Source organism: Streptomyces mexicanus (assembly GCF_902506575.1).
GTDB lineage: Bacteria > Actinomycetota > Actinomycetes > Streptomycetales > Streptomycetaceae > Streptomyces > Streptomyces mexicanus.
Genome location: NZ_LR732544.1, coordinates 1073360 through 1098161, shown reverse-complemented (window position 1 = coordinate 1098161; position 24802 = coordinate 1073360). Strand labels below are relative to the sequence as shown.

Genomic DNA, 24802 nt, shown 5'->3' with positions numbered 1-24802 from the left:
GTCAGCTGGTGGGGAAGGTGTCCGGAGTGCTGATCCGGCTCTTCATCAGCGCTCCCGACTCGGTCAGCACCGCGCTGCTGCTGTAGTCGGTGCCCCCGCAGGTGCCGGGCTTGAGCGCCGCACTGCCCTCGGGCGCGTCGGAGTAGGTCCAGTTCGCGTAACTGATCTTCAGCTGGTCGAGCAGGTCCAGCCAGGCCGTGGTGCTCGCACGGTCCACCGCACCGTCGCCGGTGTAGCTCACCGTGCCGAACTCGGTGACGAACAGCGGCAGTCGGGTGGCCGCCCGGCTCACCGTGGCGCGGTAGTCGTCCTTGTGGCTGGCGGCGTAGAAGTGGAACGTGTACATGATGTTGTCGGCCTTGACCGGGTTGTTGACGATCTCGCTCTCGTTGGAGCCGTCCGAGACGCCCAGCGAGGACCAGCCGCGGGTGCCGACGATGACGACGGCGTCCGGGTCGGCCGCCCGGATCACCGGAATGACCTGCTCGGCGTACTGCTTGATGGCGGCCCAGCTCACGCCGTTGGGCTCGTTGGCGATCTCGTAGATCACGTTCTTCTTCGCGGCGTTGCGGGCGGCGACGGAGGCGAAGAACGTCTTGGCGCGGTCGAGGTTGTAGTTCGGGTCGCCCGGCGTCAGGGTGTGGAAGTCGATCAGGGCGTACATGCCGCGGGCCTCGGCCATGTCCACGAGGCTGTTCACCCGGCTGGTGAACCCGGCGGGGTCGGTCTCGTAGCCGTCTTCCTGCACGTACATCGCGATGCGCAGCAGATCCGCCTTCCAGTCCTTCGCCAGCGCGTCCAGGGAGGCGTTGTCGTAGCACTGGCTGAACCACTGCAGTCCGTGCGTGCTCATGCCGCGCAGCTGGATGGGGCGGTTGTACTGGTTGCACAGGTGCACGCCGCAGACGTGGAGCTGTCCGTTGACGCCGACGGGCGTGCCGTCGCCGCCGGTGGGGGGCGGCGTGGTGTCGTCGACGGAGCCGGTGCAGGCGACGCCGTTGAGGGTGAACGCCGTCGGCTTGGGATTGGCGCCCGTGAACGAGCCCACGAAGCCGGCGTCGACCGAGGCGCCGGTGGCCAGCGCACGGTTCCAGTCGGTGCCGGCGGCGGTCACGGTGGAGCCGGACTGCGCCCAGGCGGCGTTCCAGCCCTGGACGACCTTCTGGCCCGCGTCCGGCAGCGTGAACTTCAGGGTCCAGCCGGTGACGGGATCACCCAGGTTCGTGATCTTGACTCCGGCCTGGAACCCGCCCTGCCACTGGTTGGTGACCGTGTAGTCGACCCGGCAGCCGGTGGCGGCTGTCGCCTGCGGGCTGAACAGCGTCATGAGCCCGAGTGCCGTGGCACAGGCCGCCAGTAATGCCATGAACCGTCTCACATGTTCCTCCTGCGGGCGAACGGACCTCACGTCATGCGGAGCGACGTGATGGGAGCGCTCCCATGACTCCTGACGGCCCGAGACCGTACCGGCGGGGACCGGGGTGTGTACAGGGATGTGACGGCATTGATTGTCGCGGACCTGTCATACGGGTGCGGTCCAGCTTCTGTGGACCGGCTGTGTGACCGACGTCTCCGCCGTGTCGCCCACCGCGGGTGGCAAGGTGGACGAGGGGCCGGGAGCGAACCCGGCGCAAGGGGCCCGGGAGCCGACCCGGCGCCGGGGGAGTCCACGCAGCACCACCGATCAAGTGAGAAACCCATGACCGCTCACCCGGCCTCCGCGGCCTCCGTCACCCCCGCCCGTGTCCGCACCGGCGGCCCGAAGGGCGACGGCGACGCCCCCAAGTACCTCGAGCACGTCCTCGGCTGGGTCCTCGTCGTGGTGATCGCGATGCTCGTCACCCGGCTCGGCCTGCTGTGACCGGGCGTGTCCTCCGGTGCCGGCCGCCCCTCGCCCCTTTCTTGAAGTAAGCGGTCGTTAACCGGTGACTCCGCGCGGCCGATCGGGCATACTCACTGCGCACAGCCGCTGGTCAGCCACTTCCGTGACCCGGAAGTGCGAAGCATCAGCCGGCCGAGGAACCCTCCGGCGGAGCCGCCCCACCCAAGGCGCACGTCCGCCGATGTGCCCGACAGGGAGGAGAGCGTCGCCATGCCCGACCGCGCCCCGCAGCCGGTGGACCGGCAACTGCCCACGGACGAGGCCCGGGACCTGATCTCGCTCGTGCGTGACATCGCCCGGCACGAGATCGCCCCCAAGGCGGCCGAGGAGGAGGACGCCGGCCGCTTCCCGCGTGAGGTGTTCACCCTGCTGTCCCGCTCGGGCCTGCTCGGCCTGCCCTACGACGCGGAGTACGGCGGCGGGGACCAGCCCTACGAGGTCTACCTCCAGGTCCTGGAGGAACTGGCCGCGGCCCGCCTGACCGTCGGCCTGGGCCTGAGCGTGCACACCCTGGCCTCCTACGCACTCGCCGCCTACGGCACCAAGCAGCAGCGCGCCGACCACCTGCCCGCGATGCTCGGCGGTGACCTGCTCGGCGCGTACGCCCTGTCCGAGCCCGCCTCCGGCTCGGACGCCGCCTCCCTGCGCACCAAGGCGGTCCGCGACGGCGACGGCTGGGTGCTCACGGGCACCAAGGCGTGGATCACCCACGGCGGCGTCGCCGACTTCTACACGGTCATGGCGCGCACCGGCGTGGAGGGCCCGCGGGGAGTCACCGCGTTCCTGGTGCCCGGCGACGCCGAGGGCCTGAGCGCGGCGGCGCCGGAGAAGAAGATGGGCCTGAAGGGCTCACCGACCGCGCAGATCCACCTCGACGGCGTCCGGGTCCCCGACGAGCGGCGCATCGGCGAGGAAGGGCAGGGTTTCGCCATCGCGCTGTCCGCGCTGGACTCCGGGCGGCTCGGCATCGCGGCGTGCGCCATCGGCCTGGCCCAGGCGGCCCTCGACGAGGCCGTCGCGTACGCCGCCGACCGGCGGCAGTTCGGACGGCCGATCGCCGACTTCCAGGGACTGCGCTTCATGCTCGCCGACATGGCGACCCAGATCGAGGCGGGGCGCGCGCTGTACCTGGCGGCGGCGCGGCTGCGCGACGCGGGCCGGCCGTTCGCCCGGGAGGCGGCCATGGCCAAGCTGTTCTGCACGGACACGGCGATGCGGGTGACCACGGACGCGGTGCAGGTGCTCGGCGGCTACGGCTACACCGCCGACTTCCCGGTCGAGCGCTACATGCGTGAGGCCAAGGTGCTGCAGATCGTCGAGGGCACCAACCAGATCCAGCGCATGGTCATCGCCCGTCACGTCGCGGGTCCCGAGAGTCGCTGAACAGGCCGAGCCCGGGGAAGGGCGCCACGAGCCGGACCCACTCCGGGTCGTGGCGCCCCGGCAGCGTACGACCGCGGTCGGCCCAGGCGCGCACCAGGTCACGGTAGATCGGCGGGTCGGGGAGCGGGGGCGGCGCCGGCGGGAGCGGGGCCGTGGGCTGCGGCACGAAGATCCGACGCCTGCGTCCGGCTGCCGTGGGAATCGGGGTCATACCAGGGCAACGCGGTGCGGGGCGGACAGGTCACCGCTCGCCGGAATCGCGCGTGAGTTCACCGCCGTCCGCCACCGTGACGCCGCCCGCGGCACGGCGTGCGGGGCCCCGCCCTTATGGCGCCGGCGGTCCCGCGTGGGGCGCCGCAGGCATGGCTGCCGGAGGACCCGGACCGGACGGAGGGACCCGCACCACGGCGGCGTCGTGCGCCATGGTGCAGGGGTGGTGCCGGTCGCGGGTGGTGCCGACCCGCCGGTTGCGGGCGGTTTCGCACTGCCGACCGCGGGCGGGGGTGACCGGTACGGGTGGCACGCACCGGTGACACCGGCCGCAGGTGGTACCGCCCGCGGGCGGGGCGCCGGGCACGGGTGGCACCGGTCGTGGGTGCGGTGCCCGGTCGTGGGCGGAGTCGCCCGCGGGTGAGGTGTCGGCCGCGGGCGGGCGCCGGTGCGGCGGAACGGCCGCTCAGGCGGCGGGGCGGCGCATCACCGGCACGCGCATCGGGCGCGAGCCCGGGCCGCCGACGTGGGAGAACGGCTGCGTTCGCCAGTCCAGCCCCTGAGGGAGCGTCAGCAGCAGGACGGTCTGCTGCTCCTGCGGGGCGTACGACTCGTCCGCCGGGCGGGCCTCGGAGGCCTTGCGGCCGGTGCCGGCGCAGACCGTGAGCCCGAACGGGTTCCACGGCGAGGCGCACAGCGCGTGCTCCGGCAGGACCTCCTCGTCCGCCAGCAGGGCGATGGGCTGCGCGCACTCCGGGCAGATCACCCGGTACATCTCGAAGGTGTCGTAGTCGTCGAACTCCTCGGCGTCGAAGTCGTCGGGTTCGACGCCCTCCGGCTGGGACTCGACGACCGGCTGCTGCCGCTTGGACACGGAACGGCGCTTGACACTGTGCATGGGATTCTCCCCCTAAGGCTGGGCCGTGAAGGCACTGCGGCCTCGACCACAGCAAGCACTTCCCGTCAGGTCTCGCAGGTAATCACGAGAGCATTACGGAGGGCGCTCGAAGAGTGTGGCGTTTCTCACATGCTCGGCGCAGGTGCTCACGGCGGCGGGCGCGGCCCCCACGCGGCCCTCGGCGCCCTGTAGGTTCTTGCGCCCTGGAGGAGCTGGACCGACAGATCGTGCAGCTGCTCGTCAAGGACGGGCGGATGAGCTACACCGACCTGGGCAAGGCCACGGGCCTGTCCACGTCGGCCGTGCACCAGCGGGTGCGGCGGCTGGAGCAGCGTGGCGTCATCCGCGGGTACGCCGCGGTCGTCGACCCCGAGGCCGTGGGGCTGCCCATGACGGCGTTCATCTCGGTGAAACCCTTCGACCCCAGCGCCCCCGACGACATCGCCGACCGGCTGGCCGGAGTCCCGGAGATCGAGGCCTGCCACAGCGTGGCGGGCGACGAGAACTACATCCTCAAGGTGCGCGTGGCCACCCCGCACGAGCTGGAGGAACTCCTGGCCCGCGTGCGCAGCCTGGCGGGCGTGTCGACCCGTACGACGGTCGTCCTCTCCACGCCGTACGAGGCCCGCCCGCCGCGCATCTGACGCCGGCGGGCTCTGCCCGGCGGCCTCCCACAGCGCCAGCGCCGGTGCCGGGTCGGCGCCCGCGAGCCGGGCGAGCGCCTCCACGGCCGACCGGGGCGGGTGGGTGACCCCGGTGAGATACCGGTGCCAGGCGGACTTGCTGTACGGAGTGCGCGCGGCCAGGGCCGCCAGGCTCAGACCCGTACGGTCCCTCAGCTCGCGCAGGGTCCGTGCCAGCGTCCCGGATGGGGGTGCCGCTTCCTGGGACTGCCGCATCACCGCTCCCGACTCCACTGCCGCTGTGGGCGTTTCGCCCCGGTTGTCGGAATGGTTTCCCTGGGTGGGGGCACCGCCACACCTGCGGGAGGTAGGAGGAAGGTGAGCCCGGTGCGCACACCGGTCGTCGAGGCGCGCCCGCACCCGGCACGCCGCAGGCCCGCCCGGGACGAGTGACCCGGGCGGGCGGTGCGGTCACGAGGTCTGCGGCCGACGCCCCGTCAGCACCACGGCACCGAACCGCGGATCACCGCCACGTACCGTGCCGAGACGTAACCGCGTCCGTGTGCCAGCCGGTACCACAGGTGGGTGCCGCGCACCCGCGACCCATGGGTGCGGCACTGCAGCGCCAGCCACCGGCCCGGGTGCCGGACGCCGATCGTCCGGTAACCCGTGCCGGGTCCGGAGCGGACGTTGAGCGACGCGTGGCGGGTGGTCACCACTCCCACGGGGTGGTTCGAACGGCGGTGCGTGGCACGCCGGCTGACGTGGTGGGTGCGGTGCGCGGGTGCGGGCAGCAGCGAGGGCGGCTCGTGGGCCGCGACCGCCGGCACGGCGGCGCGCGGGGCGGAAGCGGCCGGTGCCGCGTCGGCGGCCGCGGGCAGCAGCGCGACCACGGCCACCGCGGCCGGCAGGACACCGGTCAAAAGCCGTCGGATCATGGAAACCTCCAGGCTGTCGATGCGGTGACCACAGGCCGTGATCACCTGCCGCCCAGCGTGTCCGCCCGGCCCGCCGCCGATGCCGTCCCGGCGTCCCGGGGGACGGCGGGGACGTCCCCCGGGAACGGCTGACCGGCTCGACCGCCCGTACACACGCGCATCCCGCGGCGTGCGCGCCGCGCGTCCGAGGCGCGCGCGACCGCCCGCCGGTCCCGGTCCGCCGGGCGCCGGAGCCTATGCTGAGTGACGGTCAGTGCCCGGCGCGCGCGGGCGCCGCCGGCCCCGCCCGTGTGACGCCCGGGCGCGCCGGGCACCCGACCGGCCGACGACTCTTGCACCCCAGGGAGCCCACATGTCCAAGCCACCGCTGCCGTCCGAGGCCGTCGAACTGCTGCGGCGCCCCAACCCGGCCGTCATGGCCACCCTGCGCTCCGACGGCGCACCGGTGTCCACGCCCACCTGGTACCTGTGGGACGACGGCCGGATCCTGATCAGCCTGGACGAGGGCCGGGTGCGCCTGAAGCACCTGCGGCGCGATCCGCGGGTGACCCTGACCGTCCTCGACGGCGACGACTGGTACACACACCTCACCCTCATCGGCCGGGTCACGCAGATGCGCGACGACGAGGGCCTGACCGACATCGACCGCCTGTCCACGCACTACACCGGCAAGCCCTACCCGGACCGCGTCCGGGCCCGGGTCACCGCCTGGATCGAGATCGAGCGCTGGCACGGCTGGGGCACCCTGAAGGACAGCGACCAGGCGTCCGTGTGACCGCACGGCCCGGGGCCGGCGCGCCCGCCGCCCCGGGGGCCGGAGCGGAGCCGCCCTGCAGGCGTACGCCGAGGTTGGCACCGTGCCCGCCGGGTACCCGGGCGCCGACGACCGGGGTACGAGGGGGCCGAGGGTCACGATGAAGCTGTCGTTCCTGGAACCCGTCACCGGCGGGCCCGGTCCCTGGGCCAGTGTCCACCTGGACACCTCCAGGGACATCGAGGACCCGGACAGGGCGATCGCACTGCGCTGGCGGCAGCTGCGGGCGGCGCTGCGCGCCCAGGGAGCGGACGAGGCCACGGTCGGCGCCCTGGACGACGTGGTCGGAGCGGACCGCGCGATTCCCGGACGGCACGGGCAGGCTCTGTTCGCCGCGCACGGACGTCTCGGCCTGGCGGCGGAACTGCCCGACCCGCCCGAGCACGACACCGCCCGGTTCGGTCCGCTGCCCGACACCCTGCCGGTCGCCCTCGCGCACGCCCCCGACATCCCGTACCTGGCCGTCGTCCTCACCCGCACCGCCCCGCCTCCCGGCGGCGGCGCCGACACCCCTCGGGACGGGGCCGGGCAGGTGCTCGTCGTCGGCGAGGCCGGCCGGTGGCCCATGAGCCGCATCGCCCCGGGACGACGCCTGAGCCGCCGGCTACCCGTGGCGGACTGGCCGCGCTCGGCCCACCAGGTCGCACGGGACCTGGCGGACCTGGCCGACGGCCACCGGGCCGAGGTCGTCGTGGTGTGCCGGGACGCCGGCGACCCCTGGCTGTCCGGCGTCCTGGTCAACCGCCTGCCCATCCAGCTCCAGAACAGCCTGACGGTCGTCGACAACGACGCGAGCGACGTGAGCGACGGGATCGACGTGAGCGAGGGGAGCGAGGGGAGCGAGGGGAGCGACGGGACCGACGTGAGCGACCTGGGCGACCTGGACGACCGGAGCGAGGTGAGCGAGGAGCACGACGACCGGCGCGCCACGCACGACATGAACGACGAGGTGGACGACGGCACCGAGAGCGGCCACCCCGCCGGGCGTGCCCTGGCCGAGGCGCACGTGGCCCGCGTCCTCGACGGATGTCTCAGCAGGGCGGACGAGCGGCACGTGGACGTCTTCTTCACCCAGCGCGCCAGGCACCGCCACCGGTCCGAGGGCATCGCCGCCGCCGTCACGGCCCTGCAGCGCGGCCAGGCCCAGGCCGTTCTGCTCAGTCCGCCCCTGCGGCTGCCCGAGCACCTGTGGACGGGCACACGCCCCGACCAGATCGCCCTGACGGCCGCCGAGCTGCGGTCGTTCGGCACCAGCGACGTGCGGGGGGAGCCGGCCGGGTCGGCACTGCTGCACGCCGCCGTGCGCACGGGAGCGGACCTGGTCGTGCTGCCGCCGGACGAGACACCTCTGACCGACGGCGTGGGCGTGGTGCTGCGCTACCGCGACGTCACGGACCTGACGGTCCTCTAGGGCGTGTTTCGAAAGTCCCGTCTGGCCCGCGACGCCTGGCACGGCACCTCGCCGCGTTGTCGGGCTCGTCCGCGTACGCCCCGTACGCGGACGACCCTCCGCCTTGCGATGCACCGCGCCAGACGCCGCGGGCCCCGCCCTCCGGGCGGACGACGCTACTTTCGAAACACGCCCTAGCCGCACGGCGGCATCCGCCGCGCCCTGTCCGGTTCCTCCGGCCGCACCCCGCCCTGCCCTGCCCGCATCCGGCTCGCGCCGAGTCCACGGCCCGCCGGCCGCTCCTCGTCAGCGCAGTTCCCCCAGCACGGCGAGCCGGCGCACCACGGACGGGGGTACGGGCCGACGGCGGGCGATGCCGCCGGGCAGGCGGCGCAGCAGGCCGCACAGGGCGCGAGCGGCGGCCGGGTCGCGGACGGCCCGCCCGGCGAGCATGGCCGTCCGGCGCGCGGCGTCCCTCAGGGGCAGGCGCATCCAGTGCACGAGGACGTCGTTGCGCTGGTGCAGGGACCAGCGTCGCGCGGGCGTCTCCCGCAACGGCGACGGCAGGTGGCGTGCCTGCACGGCGGACACGTAGGCCAGCCCCCAGCCGGCCGCGGCCAGGTCGACGGCCAGCAGGCTCTCCTCGCCCCCGAAGAACAGCAGTTCGTCGAAGCCGCCGACGGAGAGGAACGCCGCGCGCCGCACGACCGCCGCGCAGGCGGGAAAGCCCAGCACGCTCGGGCCGGGCAGGTCCGCCTCCCGGCCCAGCGGCGCCGACGCCATCTTCAGCGAGACGGGATCCGTCCGGCCGGCCTCGCCGGTGCGCAGCCGTGCCACCAGCAGGCCCAGGCGCGCGTGGCGGTCGAACAGGTCCGCGGCCCGGGCCCGGGAGTACGGCTCCCACCACGAGTCGTCGTCGCTGAAGGCCACGTACGGGGTACGGGCCAGCCGGACGCCGATGTTGCGCGCGCACGCGCCCCGGTTCTCCCGCAGCCGCACCAGCGTGACCTGCGGGAAGCGAGCGGCGACCATGGCGGCGGTGCCGTCGGCCGAACCGTTGTCCACGACGACGACCGGCGGGCTCTCCGGCAGCCGGGTCAGCCGCCCCAGGGTGCCGCGCAACTCCTCGCGGCGGTTCAAGGTGGCCACCACCACCGTCACGGGCGCGGTGGGCGCCGCATCCGAGGTCCGAGATCGCCGAGCGGTCACGCGCGGGCTCCTTCACGACGGCCGTGCCTGTTGTCACCCGTCCCTGCGGTCACCTCGCCCGGCCCCGGGCGCTCCGCGGGTTCGCGCACAACGCCTCCGACTGCCCCCGTACCGGGTGTTTCACGCACCGGGGCCGCGGTCCCTGCCCGGGGTGCCGGAAAACCCCGCCCGGCCGGTCAGGCCGCGGAGCGCCCGGGGCGCCGCTTGGTGCGGCCCTTGCGCAGGAAGCGGCGCAGCCGCGCCTCGGGCCAGGTGTTGATCACGTCGTCCTGGGTGAGCCAGCCGCGCTGCGCCGTGCCCACCCCGTAGCGGATGGTGGCCAGGTGCACGGTGGCGTGGGCGTCGCTGTCGACGGCGAACTTCACGCCGTGGCGCCTGGCCCGCAGGATGTCCTCGTCGCGCAGGTCCAGCCGGTCCGGGTGGGCGTTGATCTCCAGTGCGGTGCCGGTGCGGGCGCAGGCGGCGAACACCTCGTCCCAGTCGGCGTCCAGGCCCGGCCGTCTGCCGATGATCCGGGTGGTGGGATGGCCGATGATGTCGACGTACGGGTTCTCGCAGGCCCGCACCAGCCGCCGGGTCAGCTCCCGGCGCGACCGGTTGAAGTGCGAGTGCACCGAGGCCACGCACAGGTCGAAGCCGGCCAGGAAGTCCTCCGGCCAGTCCACGCCGCCGTCGGGGTCGATGTTCAGCTCGGCGCCGTGCAGCAGGCGCATGCCCCCGCCCCGGGCGCGCCGCCCGTTGCGGCCGTAGACGCCGTCGAGGGCACGCACCTGCTCGCGCTGGGCCAGCATCCGCTCGTCCGTCATGCGCTGCATGGACAGGGCGGGTCCGTGGTCGGTCACCGCGTAGTAGGCGTAGCCGCGCCGCGCGGCCGCCTCGACCATCTCCTCCAGCGGGGCCAGGCCGTCGGTGAGGTCGGTGTGGGTGTGCAGGTCGCCGCGGAGCTGCGCCTCCTCGACCAACTCGGGCAGCTCGCCGCGCAGTCCGGCCTCGATCTCCCCGCGGTCCTCGCGCAGTGGGGGCGGGATCCAGGGCAGTCCGAGCCGGGCGTAGACCTCCTCCTCCGTCTCGGAGACGATCTTCTCGCCGGTCTCGGCGTCGAACAGCCCGTACTCGGACAGCTTCAGCTTCTGGTGGACGGCGAGTTCGCGGGTGCGGATGTTGTGCGCCTTGGCGCCGGTGAAGTACTGCAGGGCCGCGCCCCAGGAATCGGGCGGGACGACCCGCAGGTCGACGGAGAGGCCCCTGGTGGTGCGGACCGAGGTCTTCTTCTCACCGCGGGCGACGACCTCCGAGACGTACGGCAGCTCGGTGAACGCCCGCATCAGCGGCCCCGGATCGGTCGCCGCGGTCAGCACGTCGATGTCCCCGATGGTCTCGCGGAAGCGGCGCAGCGAACCGGCGTACGTGCACCGCAGGCAACCGGTCACCGCGGACAGCGCGGCGACGACGTCCTCGGCGAGGTCGGCGGCCACATCCAGCAGGACCCGGTCCGAGGAGGACCGCAGCAGCTCGATGCCGTGCAGGATGTTCTCCTCGGTCCTGGGGCCGAAGCCCTTCAGGTCGCGCAGCCGCTCGGCACGGATGGCCTCGGCCAGCTCCTCCACCGAGGAGATGCCCAGCTCCTCGTACAGGACACAGGCCTTCTTCGGGCCGAGCGTGGGGATGGCCGTCAGCCGCCGCACACCCGAGGGGATCTTCGCCCGCAGTTCCTCCACCGCGGACACCTTGCCGGTGCGGAAGTACTCGACGATCTTCTCCGCGATCGACTTGCCGACGTTGGGTATCTCCTGCAGGCCCTTGACGTCGAGGGTGGCCACGTCGGCGTGGTAGCCGCCCACCGACCGGGCGGCCTTCTCGTAGACACGTGCCTTGTACGCGTCTCCTCCGGTGATCGAGATCAGATCCGCGTACTCGGCGAACAGCGCGGCGATCTCGTCGTTGGAACGAGCCACACCTTCAGGTTAGGCGAGCACACCCGCCCGGGCGATCCGTTCCCCGCCCGGGCCGTCGGGTCCGTCGGCTCACGTCAGCTCGCCCACTCCAGCAGGCGTTCGCCGCGCTCCGGCGCCCGCAGGTGGGCCAGCGACTGCTTCTCCAGCTGGCGGACGCGTTCGCGGGTGAGCCCCACCCGCTCCGCCACCTGCTGCAGGGTGCGGGGCGTACCGTCGTGCAGGCCGTAGCGCAGGCTGAGGATCATGGCCTCGCGGGGGCCGAGCGTGCCCAGGGCGTCGCGCAGTTCCTCGGCGAGCGCCCGGTACTCGGCGACCTCCGGTGCCTGCAGCACGTCGGTGGCCGGGATGAGGTCGCCGACCACGGTCTCGCCGGTGTCGTCGACGGGTGTGTCGAGGCTGACCGCGTGCCGTCCGACCCGGCGCAGCCAGGTGACACGTTCGGGTTTCAGGCCGCTCTCCCGGGCGACCTCCTCCTCCGTCGGCTCGTGGTCGAGGCGCAGCTGGAGTTTGCGTTCGACCTTGGCGAGCTTCTGCAGCTCCTCCACGACGTGCATGGGCAGCCGTACCGTGCGGGCGTGCTGGGCCAAGCCCCGTTCGATGGCCTGGCGGATCCACCAGGTGGCGTACGTGGAGAGCTTGAAACCCTTGGTGTGGTCGAACTTCTCGATCGCCCGGATCAGCCCGAGGTTGCCCTCCTGGATGAGGTCGAGCAGGGGCATGCCCCGGTGGGCGTGGCGCTTGGCGATCGACACCACGAGCCGCAGGTTGGCCCGGATCATGTGGTCCTTGGCGCACTGCCCGTCGTGCGCGGCTGCCTCCAGCTCACGCCGCCGGTGTGGCGGCAGGTCGCCTCCTTCGGCCTCGGCCCGGGCCAGCTCCTCGGCGGCGCGCACCCCCGCCTCGATGCGCTGGGCCAGCCGGACCTCCTCCTCGGCGCTGAGCAGCGGCGTCGCGGAGATCTGGTTCAGGTACTGGCCGAGCAGATCGGCTTCGTCGCCGGGTTCCGGGGTGCGGCTGCGCGGGCGTGCGGAGTGTTCGGTGGCGCGGCGGCTCTCTCGCGGGTCCGCCACGGCGGATCGTGCCGGTGCGGGCATCGTTGCGGCCCTCCGTCCCCTTCCGCTTGACATCGTCTGGCACTCGTGCCCTGGACAGGAGCGGCGAGTACCCGAGGCAGGCACGCCCACACCGCAGCTCCACCGCCGCCACTGCGGTCCGCCGGCGTCGGACCGGGGTTCTGGTGCGGCGGACGTGGTGGGGGGGGCGCCCGACCCGGCCGGCCTCGTCTGATCGACCGATCGACCGGCCCCCTGACGTGGCCTCCTCGCCGCGTGCCGCGGTGGATCCGGGGCCGCCGGCCGCACGTACGGAGGAGCCGACGGGCCTGTCGAGGTTGCGCGCGTCCCCCGCCGTTGCCGTCACCGCCGTTGCCGTCGCCGGGAACGGACAGGCCGGCGGGCCGCGGCGCGTGAGGTGTGCGCCGCGGCCCGCGCGCCCGGGGTGCCGGCCGGATCAGACCGCGCTGTCGCGCAGCTCGGTCAGGGTGTCCGTGGTCAGGGGCCGGGGTGTGTGGTCGGTGTCGATCAGGACGACGGTGCAGCGGGCGGCCTGGGTGAGGGCGGTGGTGAGACTGCCCTCGGCGAACTGCGCCACCGGGCCGCGCGGCGAGCGGCCCACCGCGACGGTGCGGGCACCGATGTGGTCGGCGTGCCGGGCCAGCACCCGGCCGGCGGCGGCGTGGTCGCCGATGCTGGTGAGGATCTGGCCGGTGGCCCGGACGCCGTGCGCGGCGAGCCGGTCCAGGTGGGCGGTGACGGCGGCCCGGGCCTGGTCGGCGGTCTCGGTGTCGACGGCCTGTTCCTCGACGACGGCGGTCTGCCGGACGTGGACGACCTCCAGCGGGCTGTTGGTGTCGCGGGCGAGGCGGGCGGCGGCGTCGACGATCGCGGCGGCGCGGGCGTGGGAGCCGACGGCGACGACCACGGGGGCCCCGTTCGAGGTGGCCGGGGTGCCGACGGGGGTCAGCGTCGGTTCCATGGACTCGGTCTCGTCGGTGCGCGTCTCGGCCTGCCGGAGCAGGCGGTGACCGCTGGCCAGGACCGGGATGGCGAGGAAGAAGGTGGCGGCGCCGAGGTAGAACGGCACGCTCAGGTCGGTGGCGTCGGCCAGCTTGCCGGCGACGTAGGGGGCCAGGCCGCCGCCGATGAAGCGCAGGAAGCCGTAGGCGGAGGACGCCACCGGGCGCTCGACGGGGGAGACGAGCATGACGGCCTGGGTGGTGAGGGTGTTGTTGATGCCGATGAAGGCGCCGCTGACGATGACCGCGACGATCACGGTCGTGGGCGTGGTGACGCCGGCGGCGATGACCGCCATGACGACGCTCAGGCCCAGCAGGTTGGCGTAGAGGACCTTCGCGGTGCCGAACCGGGCCTGCAGGCGCGGGGCGAAGAAGACGCTGAAGGCGGCCACCAGCAGGCCCCAGCCGGTGAAGACGAGCCCGAGTTCGTGCGCGCTCAGCTTCATCGGGTACGGGGCGTAGCCGAGCATCGTGAAGAAGCCCCAGTTGTACAGCAGGGCCATCAGGCCCATGGTCAGCAGACCGCGGTGGCGCAGTGCCTTGAGCGGGGCGATGGGGGAGGTGCGCTGCTTCGGCTTGGGCAGGCTGGGAACGAAGGCGAGGGTGGCGAGCAGGGCGATGGCCATGAGGGCGGCGACGCCGAAGAACGGGCCGCGCCAGCTGATGGCGCCCAGTTCACCGCCCAGCAGCGGGCCTACGGCGATACCGAGGCCGAGGGCGGTCTCGTAGAGGATGATCGCGCCGCCGAAGCCGCCGCTGGCGGAGGCGACGATCACGGCCAGGGAGGTGGCGATGAACAGGGCGTTGCCCAGGCCCCAGCCGGCGCGGAAACCGACGATGCCGTTGATGGAGTCGGTGGAGCCTGCCAGCGCCGCGAAGACGACGATGACGGCCAGGCCTATGACCAGGGTGCGCTTGGCCCCGAACCGGCTGGAGAACCAGCCGACGAACAGCATCGCGACCGCGGTGACGATCAGATAGCTGCTGAACAGCAGGGATACCTGGCTCGGCGAGGCGTGCAGGCTCTCCGCCAGCGCGGGCAGGATCGGGTCGACGAGCCCGATGCCCATGAACGAGATCACGCAGGCGAACGCCACGGCCCAGACGGCCTTGGGCTGCCGGAACGGACTGGCCGTCTTCTCGTGCGGTGTACTCATGACCGTCCTTCTCCCCTCAGGTGGCCACACGTGTGCGGCCGGGCGGTGACAGGTGTGCGGCGGCGGGAACAGTGAGCGCGGCGCGGGTGGGCCGGTGGGCCGGTGGGCTCAGGAACGCGCCTGGTGCTGCTGGATCGCGCGGGCCAGCGCCGGCAGCGCGGTCCGCACCGCGCGCTGCTCCGGCCCGGTCAGCTCCGCGACGAGCCGCTCCAGCGCCCGGGCGCGCTCGGCGCGCCGCTGCCGGAACACCTCCAGACCGGTGTCGGTGGCCTCCACCAGCACCCCCCGGCCGTCGGTGCGGTCGGCGACGCGGCGGACGAGACCGGCCCGCTCCATGCGGGTGACCAGCTGCGTCATGTTGGGCTGGGAGACGTTCTCCGCCCGCGCCAGCTCGGTCAGCCGCTGCGGCCCCTCCCGGCCCAGCCGCCCCAGCGCCGAGGAGGCCGCGGTGCTCAGCCCGCCGGCCGTCGCGCTCTGGCGCACGTACCGGACCATCTGCTCCACGGCGATGATCAGTTCCTCACCGGGCGTCTGCGCGGAGGCGGTATCCATAACCCGCTTATGCATAAGTGCATGATGCACCTGTGTGGACGGTGAAGCAATGAGGGCGCGAGGATGTTCTTCGACGTCCTCGGAGAGTTCTCGGGGTTCGGGGTTTGCACACCGACGACTGACGGGCACCCGGAGCCGATCGGACGGCCCGTGCCGCCGGGTGCGGGTGTGCCGCCGGTACGGGTGTACCGCCGGTACCGCGTGCCGCTCGAACGCCCGGCCGCACCGACCGGCGGCCGGCGCGCACCCGGCCGCAGCTCCGCGCCCGGCAACGCGGAGGCGCCGCACCGCGCCCCGCGCCTGCACGAGGCGACCGACGGGGTGACGGTAGGTCAATGCGCCCCGTCGGCCGGACAGGTGGCGCCGGCGCGACCCACTTCGACCCCTGCCCGGGCAGACTGCTCGCTGGGCGAGCGCTCGTCACGCCGGTCCAGTACGGTTACCACCGCGATATGCAGGCCCGCACCCTGCCGGCCTGCCTGCGGGCGACGGGGGGAACGCCATGAACGAGCGGCCGGTACGGTTCGGGGTGATCTCCTGCGCCGACATCGCCTGGCGGCGCACACTGCCGGTGCTGGCGGCCGCGCCCCAGGTGCGCATCACGGCCATCGGCAGCCGTGACCCCGACCGGGCCGCACGCTTCGCCGACCGCTTCGGCGGCACACCCGTCCGGGGTTACCGGGCAGTGCTGGAACGGGACGACGTGGACGCCGTGTACGTGCCCCTTCCCACCGGACTGCACCGCGAGTGGGTCGAGCGGGCGTTGCTCGCGGACAAACACGTCCTGGTGGAGAAGCCGACGACCGTCAGCCTGACGGAGACGGAGGACCTGCTTGCGCTCGCCCGGGAGCGGGGGCTGGTGCTGCACGAGAACATGACCTTCCCCCATCACACCCTGCACGCCGAGGTCCGCCGGTTGCTCGAGAGCGGCGCCATCGGCGAGCTGCGCGAACTGTCAGCGTCGTTCGGCATCCCGCCGCGCGCCCCGGAGGACATCCGTTACCGCCCGGAGCTGGGCGGGGGCGCGCTGCTCGACGTCGGGGTGTACCCGGTGCGGGCCGCGCTGGAGTTCCTCGGCCCGGGCCTGGAGGTGGCGGGTGCCGTGCTGCGTACGGACCCGGCGAGCGGTGTGGACGTGGCGGGCGGCGCGCTGCTGGCGCGCAAGGACGGGGTGACCGCGCAGGTGGGTTTCGGCTTTGCGCACGCGTACCGGAACACCTACGCGCTGTGGGGTTCGCTGGGGCGGCTCAGCGTGCACCGGGTCTACAGCGCGCCGGCCACCCTGCGCCCTGTCGTCCGCATCGAACGACAGGACCACGTCGAGGAGTTGACCCTGGACGCCGACGACCAGTTCGACGGCAGCACCGGCGCGTTCGTGCGCGCGGTGCGCGGTGCGCCGCCCGGTGACGTGTGGGCGATGGTCGAACAGGCCCGTGTCGTGGACACCATCCAGGACTGTGCGACGGTCCTGTGACCGCTGAGGGGCCGGCGGACCGCCGGATACGCCAGGACGAACATACGCCCAAAGCCGAGTGCACGGCCGGAGGTGCATCGCCTGCTCGAACCACCGGCCCTTCGAGCAGACGGCAACCAGATCACGCACCTGACGCCGGGAGCACCGGCCCGGACTGTGCGCGGCGAGACGAACCTGATCATCCGTCGACGCCGGACCCCTCGGCCTGCGCGTGCGGGGAGCGGAGCACCAGCAGGGTGATCTCGCTGGGGGCGAAGACGCGGAACGGCGGGCCCCAGAAGCCGGTGCCGCGGCTGGTGTAGAGGAGGGCGCGGGTGCCGTGGCGGCTGAGGCCGGCGAGGGCGGGCTGGCCGAGGCGGACCCGGGGGTGGAAGGGCCAGATCTGGCCCCCGGGGGTGGGGCCGGAGAGCTGGAGGTCGGTGCCTGCGGCTGCCGCCCGGTCGACGAATTTCGGCTGGTGGGCCAGGAGCAGGACGGGCAGGTCGGGATCGGCGCCGTCCAGGGCTCCGGCGAGGGGGGCGCGGTGGCCCGCCAGACCGGAGGACTCGGCGGTGACGTCGTCCACGCCGGCGACGACGAGGGCGTCGCCTCCGCGTTCGAGCAGCAGGTGGCGGTTGCGCAGCGGCTCCCAGCCCAGCTCGTCCATCAGGTCCACCCAGCCCTGGGCCTCGCTGTAGTACTCGTGGTTGCCGGTGACGTAGACACGGGCGTGGGTGGCGCGCACCGTGCCGAGTGGGGCGGCCTGGGCACGGCGGCGTTCTGCCGTGCCGTCCGCGATGTCGCCGGTGTGGCAGACCAGGTCGGCTTCCAGGGTGTTCACCTTCTCGCACGCCCGTGCCGACCAGCGGGCGCGATCGAGCGGCCCGTAGTGGGTGTCGGTGACCAGGACGACACGCAGCCCGTCCAATCCGGCACCCAGGCGCGGGAGTCGCACGTCGAGTCGGCGCACACGTGGCACGCGGCGGGCCTCTGCGTATCCCCAGCCGAGCAGGACGGCGGTGGTGCCGAGGACGGCCCAGGTGACGATGCGGGCCCGGTCCTGGCCCTCGCCGACGCCGGCCACGGTCAGGGCGAGCCGCAACAGGACGCCGAGCAGGACGGACCAGATGAACAGAACCCAGCTGGTGCCCAGCAGGGTGTCACCGACGATCGCCGCCCGGTCCTGCTGGCGCCGGCCGTGGCCGCGCGCCATCGCGAGCGGCATGCCGACGAGGCCGAGGACGAACAGGACGGTGCCGACCACGGTGGCGGGCAGCGGCCAGTGCTGACCGGTGTACAGCAGCACCCAGCAGGGAACGGCCCACAGCAGGACCGGGGCGATCAGGGGGATGCAGCGCATCAGGCGGCGCAGCCGGCTCGGCCGCGGCGCTGGTGCCTCGCTCTCGGCGGGCCGGGTGCTGCTGGTGTCGGTCACGCTTTTCCCTCCCTGACCGGGCTGCCGTCTCGCGCACTGTATCCGGTCGCCTTCGGGCCGGCCGGGCCGGCTTTGCCGCCGAACCGAGGAACGCCAGGGTCGGCTTCCGCGCAGTCAGCCGCGACCGACCCGGTCCCCGACGGTCTCGGCGGACTCCCGCGGCACCCGAACCTCGGCTCACCCGTGGCATCAGCTGCGGCGGCACAGCGCTCGCGGCGCTCGAACGCGCGCTTGAGCGGCGGACGGCCGCATGGTCACTGGACCAGTTCGATGTGGGGGTGGGAGGGGTCGGCCGGGCAGGCGTGGAGCTGGAGGTTGTAGCCGCCGGCGATCATGATCAGGGTGAAGGTCGCGGGTGGGGTGCCGCGGAGGGGTGGAGTCGGGTTCGTCCGTTCCTCCTCCGGGGCCCAGCTGTCGCTGCCGGCGTTCCATTCGGTGGTGGCGATGGTGAGGAGAGGGAGCGCCTCGGTGCCGCATTCCGGGCAGGGGCGGGCGACGGGGTCGGTGAGGCCCCAGCCCCCGGAACCCGGTGCTCCCCTTTTGAACGGTTTCAATTTCCACTCTGCCCAGAGCGTAGACAATCGCCTCCCGTGCCACTAACTTCATCGGCCGCTCGTCTGAATCGATACAACTCCCGATCGATACAACTCCAGCGGCCGAAGGGACAACGGCATGAACAACGGAGCCGACGGCACGGCGGACGGAACAGTGCGCCGCAGAACAGTGCTGGCCACCGCGCTCGGCGCGGTACCGGTGGCCCTGGCGGGCGGGGTCGCGGCGGCCGGCCGGGCCCCCGCGGCCCCCGCCGGCCCGGCCGCCTCGGCCGTGCCCACCGCCCCGCAGGGCACCGCCGTCGAGGCGCTGACGGTCGAACACCGCCCCGATCCCCTGGGCGTGGACGCGGAGAACCCCCGTTTCGGCTGGCGCATGTCCTCCCCGGTCCGCGGCCGCCGCCAGAGCGCCTACCGCCTCCTCGTCGCCACCTCCGCCGACCGGCTGCGACCGGGCCGCGCCGACGTGTGGGACAGCGGACGGGTCGTCTCGGCGGAGTCGGTGGCCGTGCGCCACGCCGGCCGCGCGCTCACCCCCTCGACCCGCTACTTCTGGACCGTACGCGTCTGGGACGAGCGCGGGCGGCCGCTGCCGGACGCCCCGGTGGCCACCTTCGAGACCGGCCTGATGAGCACCGACGGCACCACCCGCTGGGACGGCGCCCGCTGGATCACCATGGCCGGCAAGAAGCCGAACTCGCCCGGAGCGCCGCTGCTGCGCCGCCAGGTCGCCCTGCGCGGCCGGGTCCGCGAGGCGCGGCTGTACCTCTCGGCGCTCGGCGTGTACGAGGCGTACGTCAACGGCCGCCGGGTCAGCGTCCCGCACGGCGACGGCACCACCCACGAACTCCTCGCCCCGGGCTGGACGAACTACGACACCACCGTCAGCTACCTCACCTATGACGTCACCGCCCTGGTGGGGGAGGACCGGCAGCTCACCCTCGCCGCGGTGCTCGGCAACGGCTGGTACAACGGCCGCGTCTCCGACGGCAGCGTGTACTACGCCGAGGACGGCAACCCGCTCGCCCTGAAGGCCAAGCTGCTCCTGCGCTACGCCGACGGCTCCACCCAGTCGGTGGTCACCGGGCCCGGCGCCGGCTGGAAGGCCACCGACCCCGGTCCCTACCGCGCCGACGACATCTACGACGGCCAGACCTACGACGCCCGCAGGGAACTGCCCGGCTGGACGGCGAACGGCTTCGACGACTCCGCCTGGGCGGACGTGGCCGAGCACGGCCACGCCGCCCGTTCCCCCGGCGCCATGCTGGTCGCCTCCCCGGGCGAGAGCGCCCGCCTCACCCCCGAGTGGGACCGCAGACCGCGGTCCGTGACCGTGTACACCGGCGTCACCGGCCAGGCGGGCAGCGCCAACGGCAAGGGCCGCGTCGTCGTGGACCCCGCCCGCACGGTCACCGACCCCGCCCGCGCCGCGACCGCCTCGGTCACGCTCGCCGAGGGCGACACGGCGGTCTTCGACCTGGGCCAGAACATGGTCGGAGTGCCCCGCTACACCCTGCGCGGGCCGGCCGGCGCCGAAGTCGCCTTCCGCTTCGGCGAGATGCTGAACGACACCAGCAAGGGCGCCGACGGCCCGGAGGGCTCGGTCTACCGCGCCAACCTGCGCACCGCGAAGGCGACCAGCACGTACACCCTCAAGGGCGACCCGCACGGCGAGACCCACGAGGACTCCCTCACCTTCTACGGCTTCCGCTACGCGTCGGTGACGGTCACCGGCGGACCGGTCACCGTCACCTCCCTGACCGGGCGGGTCGCCACCTCCGCGCTGCGCGAGATCGGCACCGTCACCACCGACGACGCCCAGGTCAACCAGCTGATCAGCAACGTCCACTGGGGCCAGCGCGGCAACTACCTGTGGATCCCCACCGACTGCCCGCAGCGCGACGAACGCCTCGGCTGGACCGGCGACACCCAGCTGTTCTGCGGCACCGGCCTGTACAACGTCGACGCGGTCGCCTTCCTCAGCCACTTCGAGGACATCCTCATCGAGTCGCAGAAGACCTACGGCCTGGACGGCGCCCAGTTCACGGCCGTCGCCCCCGGCAACCGCTACAACGCGGCCGCCCCGGTGAGCGGTTGGGCCGACTGCGGGGTCGTCGTGCCCTGGACGGTGTGGCAGATGAGCGGCGACCGGACGGTCGTCGACCGCAGCTGGGCGGCGATGACCCGCTACCTGGACTGGATCCGGGCCAGGACCGGGGACACCTACGCCGGCCAGGGTGCCCTGTTCGCCGACTGGCTCGCCCCGCAGAGCACCGGCACCCAGTTCATGAGCGACGTGTACTACGCCTACAGCACCCGCCTGATGGCGCAGATGGCACGGGCGACGGACCGCACCGCCGAGGCCGACCGGTACGACGCGCTCTTCGCCGACATCAAGCGGGCCTTCCTGGCGAAGTACCTGACGGTGGACGGCGACACCGTCACCGTCCGCTCCAGCCTCGGCGGCAGCCCGATCAACGGCACCGCCCCCGAGGACAACAGCCAGACCGCGCTGCTGTGGGTGCTCAAACTCGGCCTGTACGACACCGAGGCCCAGCGCCGCCGGCTGGTCGCCCTGCTCGCCGACAACATCGGCAACGACGCCGCCTACAAGGCCGCCCACCCCGGCAGCACGCGCGTGCAGTACGCCGAGAACACCCTCTCCGTCGGCTTCCTCGGGGTGAACGTGCTCGCCCCCGTCCTCACCGACGAGGGCCGCGCCGACCTCGCCTACAAGCTGCTCCACCAGAACGCCATGCCGTCCTGGCTGTACTCGGTGGACAACGGCGCCACCACCGTCTGGGAGCGCTGGAACTCCTACTCGAAGCAGGACGGCTTCGGGCCGGTGGAGATGAACTCCTTCAACCACTATTCCTACGGGGCGATCATGGAGTGGATGTACGAGGGCATGGCCGGTATCGCCAAGGACCCCGAGCACCCGGGCTTCCGCCACTTCTTCCTGCGCCCCCACCCCGACCCCACGGGCCGCATCACGCACGTGGCCGGTGAGCACGTCTCCCCGTACGGCCGGATCGCCAGCGAGTGGACGGTGAAGGACCGCACCCTGACCTACCGGGCCGTCGTCCCCGCCAACTCCACGGCCACCCTGCGCCTTCCGGCCGCGGACCCGGACACCGTTCGCGAGGGCAGGACGCCGCTGTCCCACGTCGGGGGAGTGAGGTATCTGGGCTTCGCGGACGGCACGGCCTCCTACCGGCTGCCGTCGGGGCGCTACGAAGTGACCTCCGCCCTGAGCTGACCGCACACCACAAAGACGGCCGTCGGCCCCGCACGGACATCGTGCGGGGCCGACGGGCTGCGGGCTGCGGGCCGCGGGCCGCGGGCCGCGGTCGCCGGGACCGGTGCCTCAGTCGCCGACCAGGACCACTTCCAGGATGCGCGGCCCGTGCACGCCCTCCACCCGGTCCAGTTCGATGTCGCTGGTCGCGGACGGTCCGGAGATCCACGTCAGGGGACGGGACGGGGTGAGACGTTCCAGGGCCTCGGGGACGGAGGCGACGACCTGGTCGGGGACGCGGACCACGCAGATGTGGTGGTCGGGGACCAGGGTGATCCGGCGGCGGCCCTGGTCGGGGGAGCCGTCCAGGACGATGGTGCCGGTCTCGGCGACGGCGACCGCGCAGCCGGTGATCACACTGTCGACGTGGTCCAGTTCGTCCGGGGTGCTCTCCGCCCGGTCCTCCACCCTCGGCACGTCCGTCTGCGCCAGCCACCCCGCGTCCAGCCCCGGCGGCACCAGCACGCTTTTCGCGTCCCGCTCGCCCAGCAGATGGGCGATGAGCCCCGGCAGCCCCGCGGTGTCGCTGCGGTGCACGATCGCCCGGTAGTCCACCAGGTTCTCCGCCAGCAGGTCCACCGTCTGGGCGACGGTCCGCTCGCCGTGCCGGCGCAGATAGTCGCGGTGGACGGCCTCCTCGTAGGGCGTGTCGTTCGCCGGCACGTCCGCCAGGGCGCGGCGCACCCGGCCCAGGATCCTCTCCCTGCTGCTCACTTCGCCTCGTCCTTTCCGCCGCGGGTGCGCTGCCACCAGTCCCGGAACGGCTCCGCGGGCACCGCCGGCAGATCCCGGCTGCCGCTCCAGGCCCGGCCGGGTCCGGGCAGCGTACGGGGATGGAAGCGGCGGGTGCGCGAGGCCAGCCGCTGACCGGCGGCCAGCGCACCGGGATGCGTGAACGCCCAGCGCGCCGCCCGCATCGCCGCCCGCTCGGCCGCGTGGCCCTTGGCGGGCTTGAGCACCACCTTGCTGCCGCCTCGTGTCGCCTGCCCGCCCTCGGCGACCCGCTCGCGCAGATGCACCAGCACCTCGGGGATGTCGATGGCGACCGGGCACACCTCGTAGCAGGCGCCGCACAGCGACGACGCGTACGGCAGCGAGGCGTCGATCTCGCTGGCCGTGCCCCGCAGCTGCGGGCTGAGGATCGCGCCGATCGGTCCGGGGTAGACCGGGCCGTAGGCGTGCCCGCCGGCCCGCTCGTACACCGGGCACACGTTCAGGCAGGCCGAGCAGCGGATGCAGCGCAGCGCCTGGCGGCCCACCTCGTCGGCGAGGGTGTCGGTGCGGCCGTTGTCCAGCAGCACCAGGTGGAAGGTGCTCGGGCCGTCGCCGTCGGTGGTGCCCGTCCACATCGACGTGTACGGGTTCATCCGCTCGGCGGTGGACGAGCGGGGCAGGGTCTGCAGGAACACCTCCAGGTCCCGCCAGGTGGGCACGATCTTCTCGATGCCGACGACCGAGATCAGCGTCTCGGGCAGGGTCAGGCACATCCGCCCGTTGCCCTCGGACTCCACGACCACCAGGGTGCCGGTCTCGGCGACGACGAAGTTGGCGCCGGAGATGCCGACCTTGGCGCGCAGGAACTTCTCCCGCAGGTGCAGCCGGGCCGCCTCGGCGAGTTCGGCGGGTGTGTCGGTCAGCCCCTCGGGGGCCGGGCGGCCCCAGGCGCCCATCTCGGAGCGGAAGATGTCACGGATCTCGCCGCGGTTGCGGTGGATGGCCGGGACCAGGATGTGCGAGGGCCGGTCCTTGCCCAACTGCACGATCAGCTCGGCCAGGTCGGTCTCGTAGGCGCGGATGCCCTCGGCCTCCAGGGCCTCGTTGAGCCCGATCTCCTGCGTCGCCATCGACTTGACCTTGACGACCTCGCGCTCGCCGGTCGCCTTGACCAGGCCGGCCACGATCCGGTTGGCCTCCTCGGCGTCCACCGCCCAGTGCACGGTGCCGCCGGCCGCCGTCACCGCCTCCTCCACCTGCACCAGATAGCGGTCCAGGTGGCGCAGCGTGTGGTCCTTGATCCGCTTGCCGGCCTCGCGCAGCCGCGCCCAGTCGGACACTTCCGCCACCGCCTTGGCCCGCTTGGCCCGGATGGTGTGGGTGGCGTGGCGCAGGTTGCGGCGCAGGGTTTCGTCGCGGACCGCCTCGTGCGCGGCCTTCGGGAACGACTCGAACGCGGGCATGCCCAGGTATGTGGTGCTCATGCGGCCGGGTCCTCCTCGGTGCTCGCCAGGATCTCGGCGATGTGCACCGGCCGCATGCCGGTGCCCAGCCGGGTCATCGTGCCGCCGATGTGCATCAGGCAGGAGTTGTCGGCCGCGCACAGCACGTCCGCGCCGGTCGAGGCGGCGTTGCGCACCTTGTCGGCGCCCATGGCCGCCGAGACGTCCGCGTTCTTCACCGCGAAGGTGCCGCCGAACCCGCAGCACTCCTCCGCGCCCGGCAGCTCGACCAGCTCCAGGCCCTTGACCGCTTCCAGCAGCCTGCGGGGGCGGTCCCCGAGTCCCAGGGAGCGCAGCCCGTGGCAGGTCGGGTGGTAGGTCACCCGGTGCGGGTAGTACGCCCCGACGTCCGTCACGCCCAGCACGTCGACCAGGAACTCGGTCAGCTCGTACGTCTTGGGCACCACCGGTGCCAGTGTCCGGGCCAGTGCGTCGCCCCGGCCCTCGGCCCGCGCCCGCTCGCCCATGCGGGGATACAGCTCCCGCACCATCGCCCCGCACGACCCGGACGGGGTCACGATCGCCTCGTAGTCACGGAAGACATCGGAGAAGTGCCGGGCCAGCGGTTCCGCCTCGTGCCGGTAGCCGGTGTTGTAGTGCGCCTGCCCGCAACACGTCTGGGCCGTGGGGAAGTCCACGTCCACGCCCAGCCTGGTCAGCAGTTTCACCACGGCGCGCCCGGTGTCCGGATACAGCGTGTCGTTGACGCAGGTCAGGAACAGGGCGACACGCATCGCGGCTCCTCGTTGTCGATCATCGGATGG

Annotated in this window: 21 protein-coding genes and 1 pseudogene; 7 read left to right on the top strand and 15 right to left on the bottom strand. The window is 73.2% G+C overall.

From position 1 onward, the window contains the following. Window position 1: 1 nt before the first annotated feature. On the bottom strand, window positions 2-1378 hold the full coding sequence (locus tag GV126_RS05010; RefSeq protein WP_185948220.1) for a cellulase family glycosylhydrolase: 1377 nt from the start codon (window positions 1376-1378) through the stop codon (window positions 2-4). Between the two features lie 321 nt (window positions 1379-1699). On the opposite strand from GV126_RS05010, the gene GV126_RS05005 reads away from it, so the two are divergent. Both GV126_RS05005 and GV126_RS05000 read left to right on the top strand, forming a co-directional pair. After that, a complete protein-coding gene (locus GV126_RS05005) occupies window positions 1700-1861 on the top strand; it encodes an SCO1431 family membrane protein (protein ID WP_159663051.1) in 162 nt (53 codons plus the stop codon). Window positions 1862-2092: 231 nt separating this feature from the next. Beyond that, window positions 2093-3265 carry an acyl-CoA dehydrogenase family protein gene (locus GV126_RS05000; RefSeq protein ID WP_159663049.1) on the top strand — a complete coding sequence of 391 codons (1173 nt, stop codon included), beginning with the start codon at window positions 2093-2095 and terminating at the stop codon, window positions 3263-3265. Here the strand turns inward: GV126_RS05000 and GV126_RS37595 are convergent. Then, entirely contained in the window at window positions 3228-3476 is a 249-nt protein-coding gene (locus tag GV126_RS37595) for a hypothetical protein (protein WP_236569883.1), read from the bottom strand. The genes GV126_RS05000 and GV126_RS37595 overlap by 38 nt on opposite strands. Before the next feature lie 465 nt (window positions 3477-3941). Further along, window positions 3942-4373 carry a hypothetical protein gene (locus tag GV126_RS04995; RefSeq protein WP_159663047.1) on the bottom strand — a complete coding sequence of 144 codons (432 nt, stop codon included), beginning with the start codon at window positions 4371-4373 and terminating at the stop codon, window positions 3942-3944. A 203-nt stretch (window positions 4374-4576) separates the two neighbouring features. On the opposite strand from GV126_RS04995, the gene GV126_RS04990 reads away from it, so the two are divergent. Next, window positions 4577-5017, top strand: a complete 441-nt coding sequence (locus GV126_RS04990; protein WP_006136660.1) for an Lrp/AsnC family transcriptional regulator — start codon at window positions 4577-4579, stop codon at window positions 5015-5017. Between the two features lie 54 nt (window positions 5018-5071). On the opposite strand, the pseudogene GV126_RS04985 reads toward GV126_RS04990, so the two are convergent. Then, window positions 5072-5272: pseudogene (locus GV126_RS04985) on the bottom strand (helix-turn-helix domain-containing protein); the annotation flags it as partial. Window positions 5273-5493: 221 nt separating this feature from the next. Continuing rightward, window positions 5494-5934, bottom strand: coding sequence for an SH3 domain-containing protein (locus tag GV126_RS04980; protein WP_159663045.1), 441 nt, complete (start codon window positions 5932-5934; stop codon window positions 5494-5496). 352 nt (window positions 5935-6286) lie between these two features. Between GV126_RS04980 and GV126_RS04975 the strand changes: the two genes are divergently transcribed. Next, window positions 6287-6709: a PPOX class F420-dependent oxidoreductase gene (locus tag GV126_RS04975; protein WP_159663043.1), complete on the top strand. Its 423-nt coding sequence runs from the start codon at window positions 6287-6289 to the stop codon at window positions 6707-6709. A gap of 139 nt (window positions 6710-6848) precedes the next feature. Continuing rightward, a complete protein-coding gene (locus GV126_RS04970; RefSeq protein ID WP_159663041.1) occupies window positions 6849-8159 on the top strand; it encodes a baeRF2 domain-containing protein in 1311 nt (436 codons plus the stop codon). Window positions 8160-8444: 285 nt separating this feature from the next. On the opposite strand, the gene GV126_RS04965 is transcribed toward GV126_RS04970, so the two are convergent. The 5 genes from GV126_RS04965 to GV126_RS04945 form a co-directional block, all read right to left on the bottom strand. Continuing rightward, entirely contained in the window at window positions 8445-9347 is a 903-nt protein-coding gene (locus tag GV126_RS04965) for a glycosyltransferase family 2 protein (RefSeq protein WP_159663039.1), read from the bottom strand. Between the two features lie 176 nt (window positions 9348-9523). Beyond that, window positions 9524-11302, bottom strand: a complete 1779-nt coding sequence (polX, locus tag GV126_RS04960; RefSeq protein ID WP_159663037.1) for a DNA polymerase/3'-5' exonuclease PolX — start codon at window positions 11300-11302, stop codon at window positions 9524-9526. 74 nt (window positions 11303-11376) lie between these two features. Beyond that, window positions 11377-12372 carry a sigma-70 family RNA polymerase sigma factor gene (locus GV126_RS04955; protein WP_419796022.1) on the bottom strand — a complete coding sequence of 332 codons (996 nt, stop codon included), beginning with the start codon at window positions 12370-12372 and terminating at the stop codon, window positions 11377-11379. A gap of 439 nt (window positions 12373-12811) precedes the next feature. Next, window positions 12812-14533: an MFS transporter gene (locus tag GV126_RS04950; RefSeq protein WP_159663033.1), complete on the bottom strand. Its 1722-nt coding sequence runs from the start codon at window positions 14531-14533 to the stop codon at window positions 12812-12814. Between the two features lie 108 nt (window positions 14534-14641). After that, entirely contained in the window at window positions 14642-15100 is a 459-nt protein-coding gene (locus GV126_RS04945; protein WP_159663031.1) for a MarR family winged helix-turn-helix transcriptional regulator, read from the bottom strand. 487 nt (window positions 15101-15587) lie between these two features. Here GV126_RS04945 and GV126_RS04940 point away from each other — a divergent pair, with 487 nt between their 5' ends. Further along, window positions 15588-16559, top strand: coding sequence for a Gfo/Idh/MocA family protein (locus tag GV126_RS04940; protein ID WP_159663029.1), 972 nt, complete (start codon window positions 15588-15590; stop codon window positions 16557-16559). A 178-nt stretch (window positions 16560-16737) separates the two neighbouring features. Here the strand turns inward: GV126_RS04940 and GV126_RS04935 are convergent, their stop codons facing one another. Together GV126_RS04935 and GV126_RS04930 are read right to left on the bottom strand one after the other, a co-directional pair. Beyond that, window positions 16738-17973: a metallophosphoesterase gene (locus GV126_RS04935; protein ID WP_159663027.1), complete on the bottom strand. Its 1236-nt coding sequence runs from the start codon at window positions 17971-17973 to the stop codon at window positions 16738-16740. 254 nt (window positions 17974-18227) lie between these two features. Next, window positions 18228-18527, bottom strand: a complete 300-nt coding sequence (locus GV126_RS04930) for a hypothetical protein (protein WP_236569881.1) — start codon at window positions 18525-18527, stop codon at window positions 18228-18230. 118 nt (window positions 18528-18645) lie between these two features. Here GV126_RS04930 and GV126_RS04925 point away from each other — a divergent pair, with 118 nt between their 5' ends. Continuing rightward, a complete protein-coding gene (locus GV126_RS04925; RefSeq protein WP_159663025.1) occupies window positions 18646-21783 on the top strand; it encodes an alpha-L-rhamnosidase in 3138 nt (1045 codons plus the stop codon). 108 nt (window positions 21784-21891) lie between these two features. Here GV126_RS04925 and GV126_RS04920 read toward each other — a convergent pair whose 3' ends face one another. The 3 genes from GV126_RS04920 to GV126_RS36245 are packed head-to-tail and all read right to left on the bottom strand — an operon-like array spanning window position 21892 to window position 24772. Further along, window positions 21892-22536, bottom strand: coding sequence for a LutC/YkgG family protein (locus tag GV126_RS04920; RefSeq protein ID WP_159663023.1), 645 nt, complete (start codon window positions 22534-22536; stop codon window positions 21892-21894). Continuing rightward, window positions 22533-24020, bottom strand: a complete 1488-nt coding sequence (locus GV126_RS04915) for a LutB/LldF family L-lactate oxidation iron-sulfur protein (RefSeq protein ID WP_159663021.1) — start codon at window positions 24018-24020, stop codon at window positions 22533-22535. Before GV126_RS04915 ends, GV126_RS04920 begins: the two co-directional genes overlap by 4 nt. Next, on the bottom strand, window positions 24017-24772 hold the full coding sequence (locus tag GV126_RS36245; RefSeq protein WP_185948068.1) for a (Fe-S)-binding protein: 756 nt from the start codon (window positions 24770-24772) through the stop codon (window positions 24017-24019). Before GV126_RS36245 ends, GV126_RS04915 begins: the two co-directional genes overlap by 4 nt. Window positions 24773-24802: the final 30 nt, after the last annotated feature.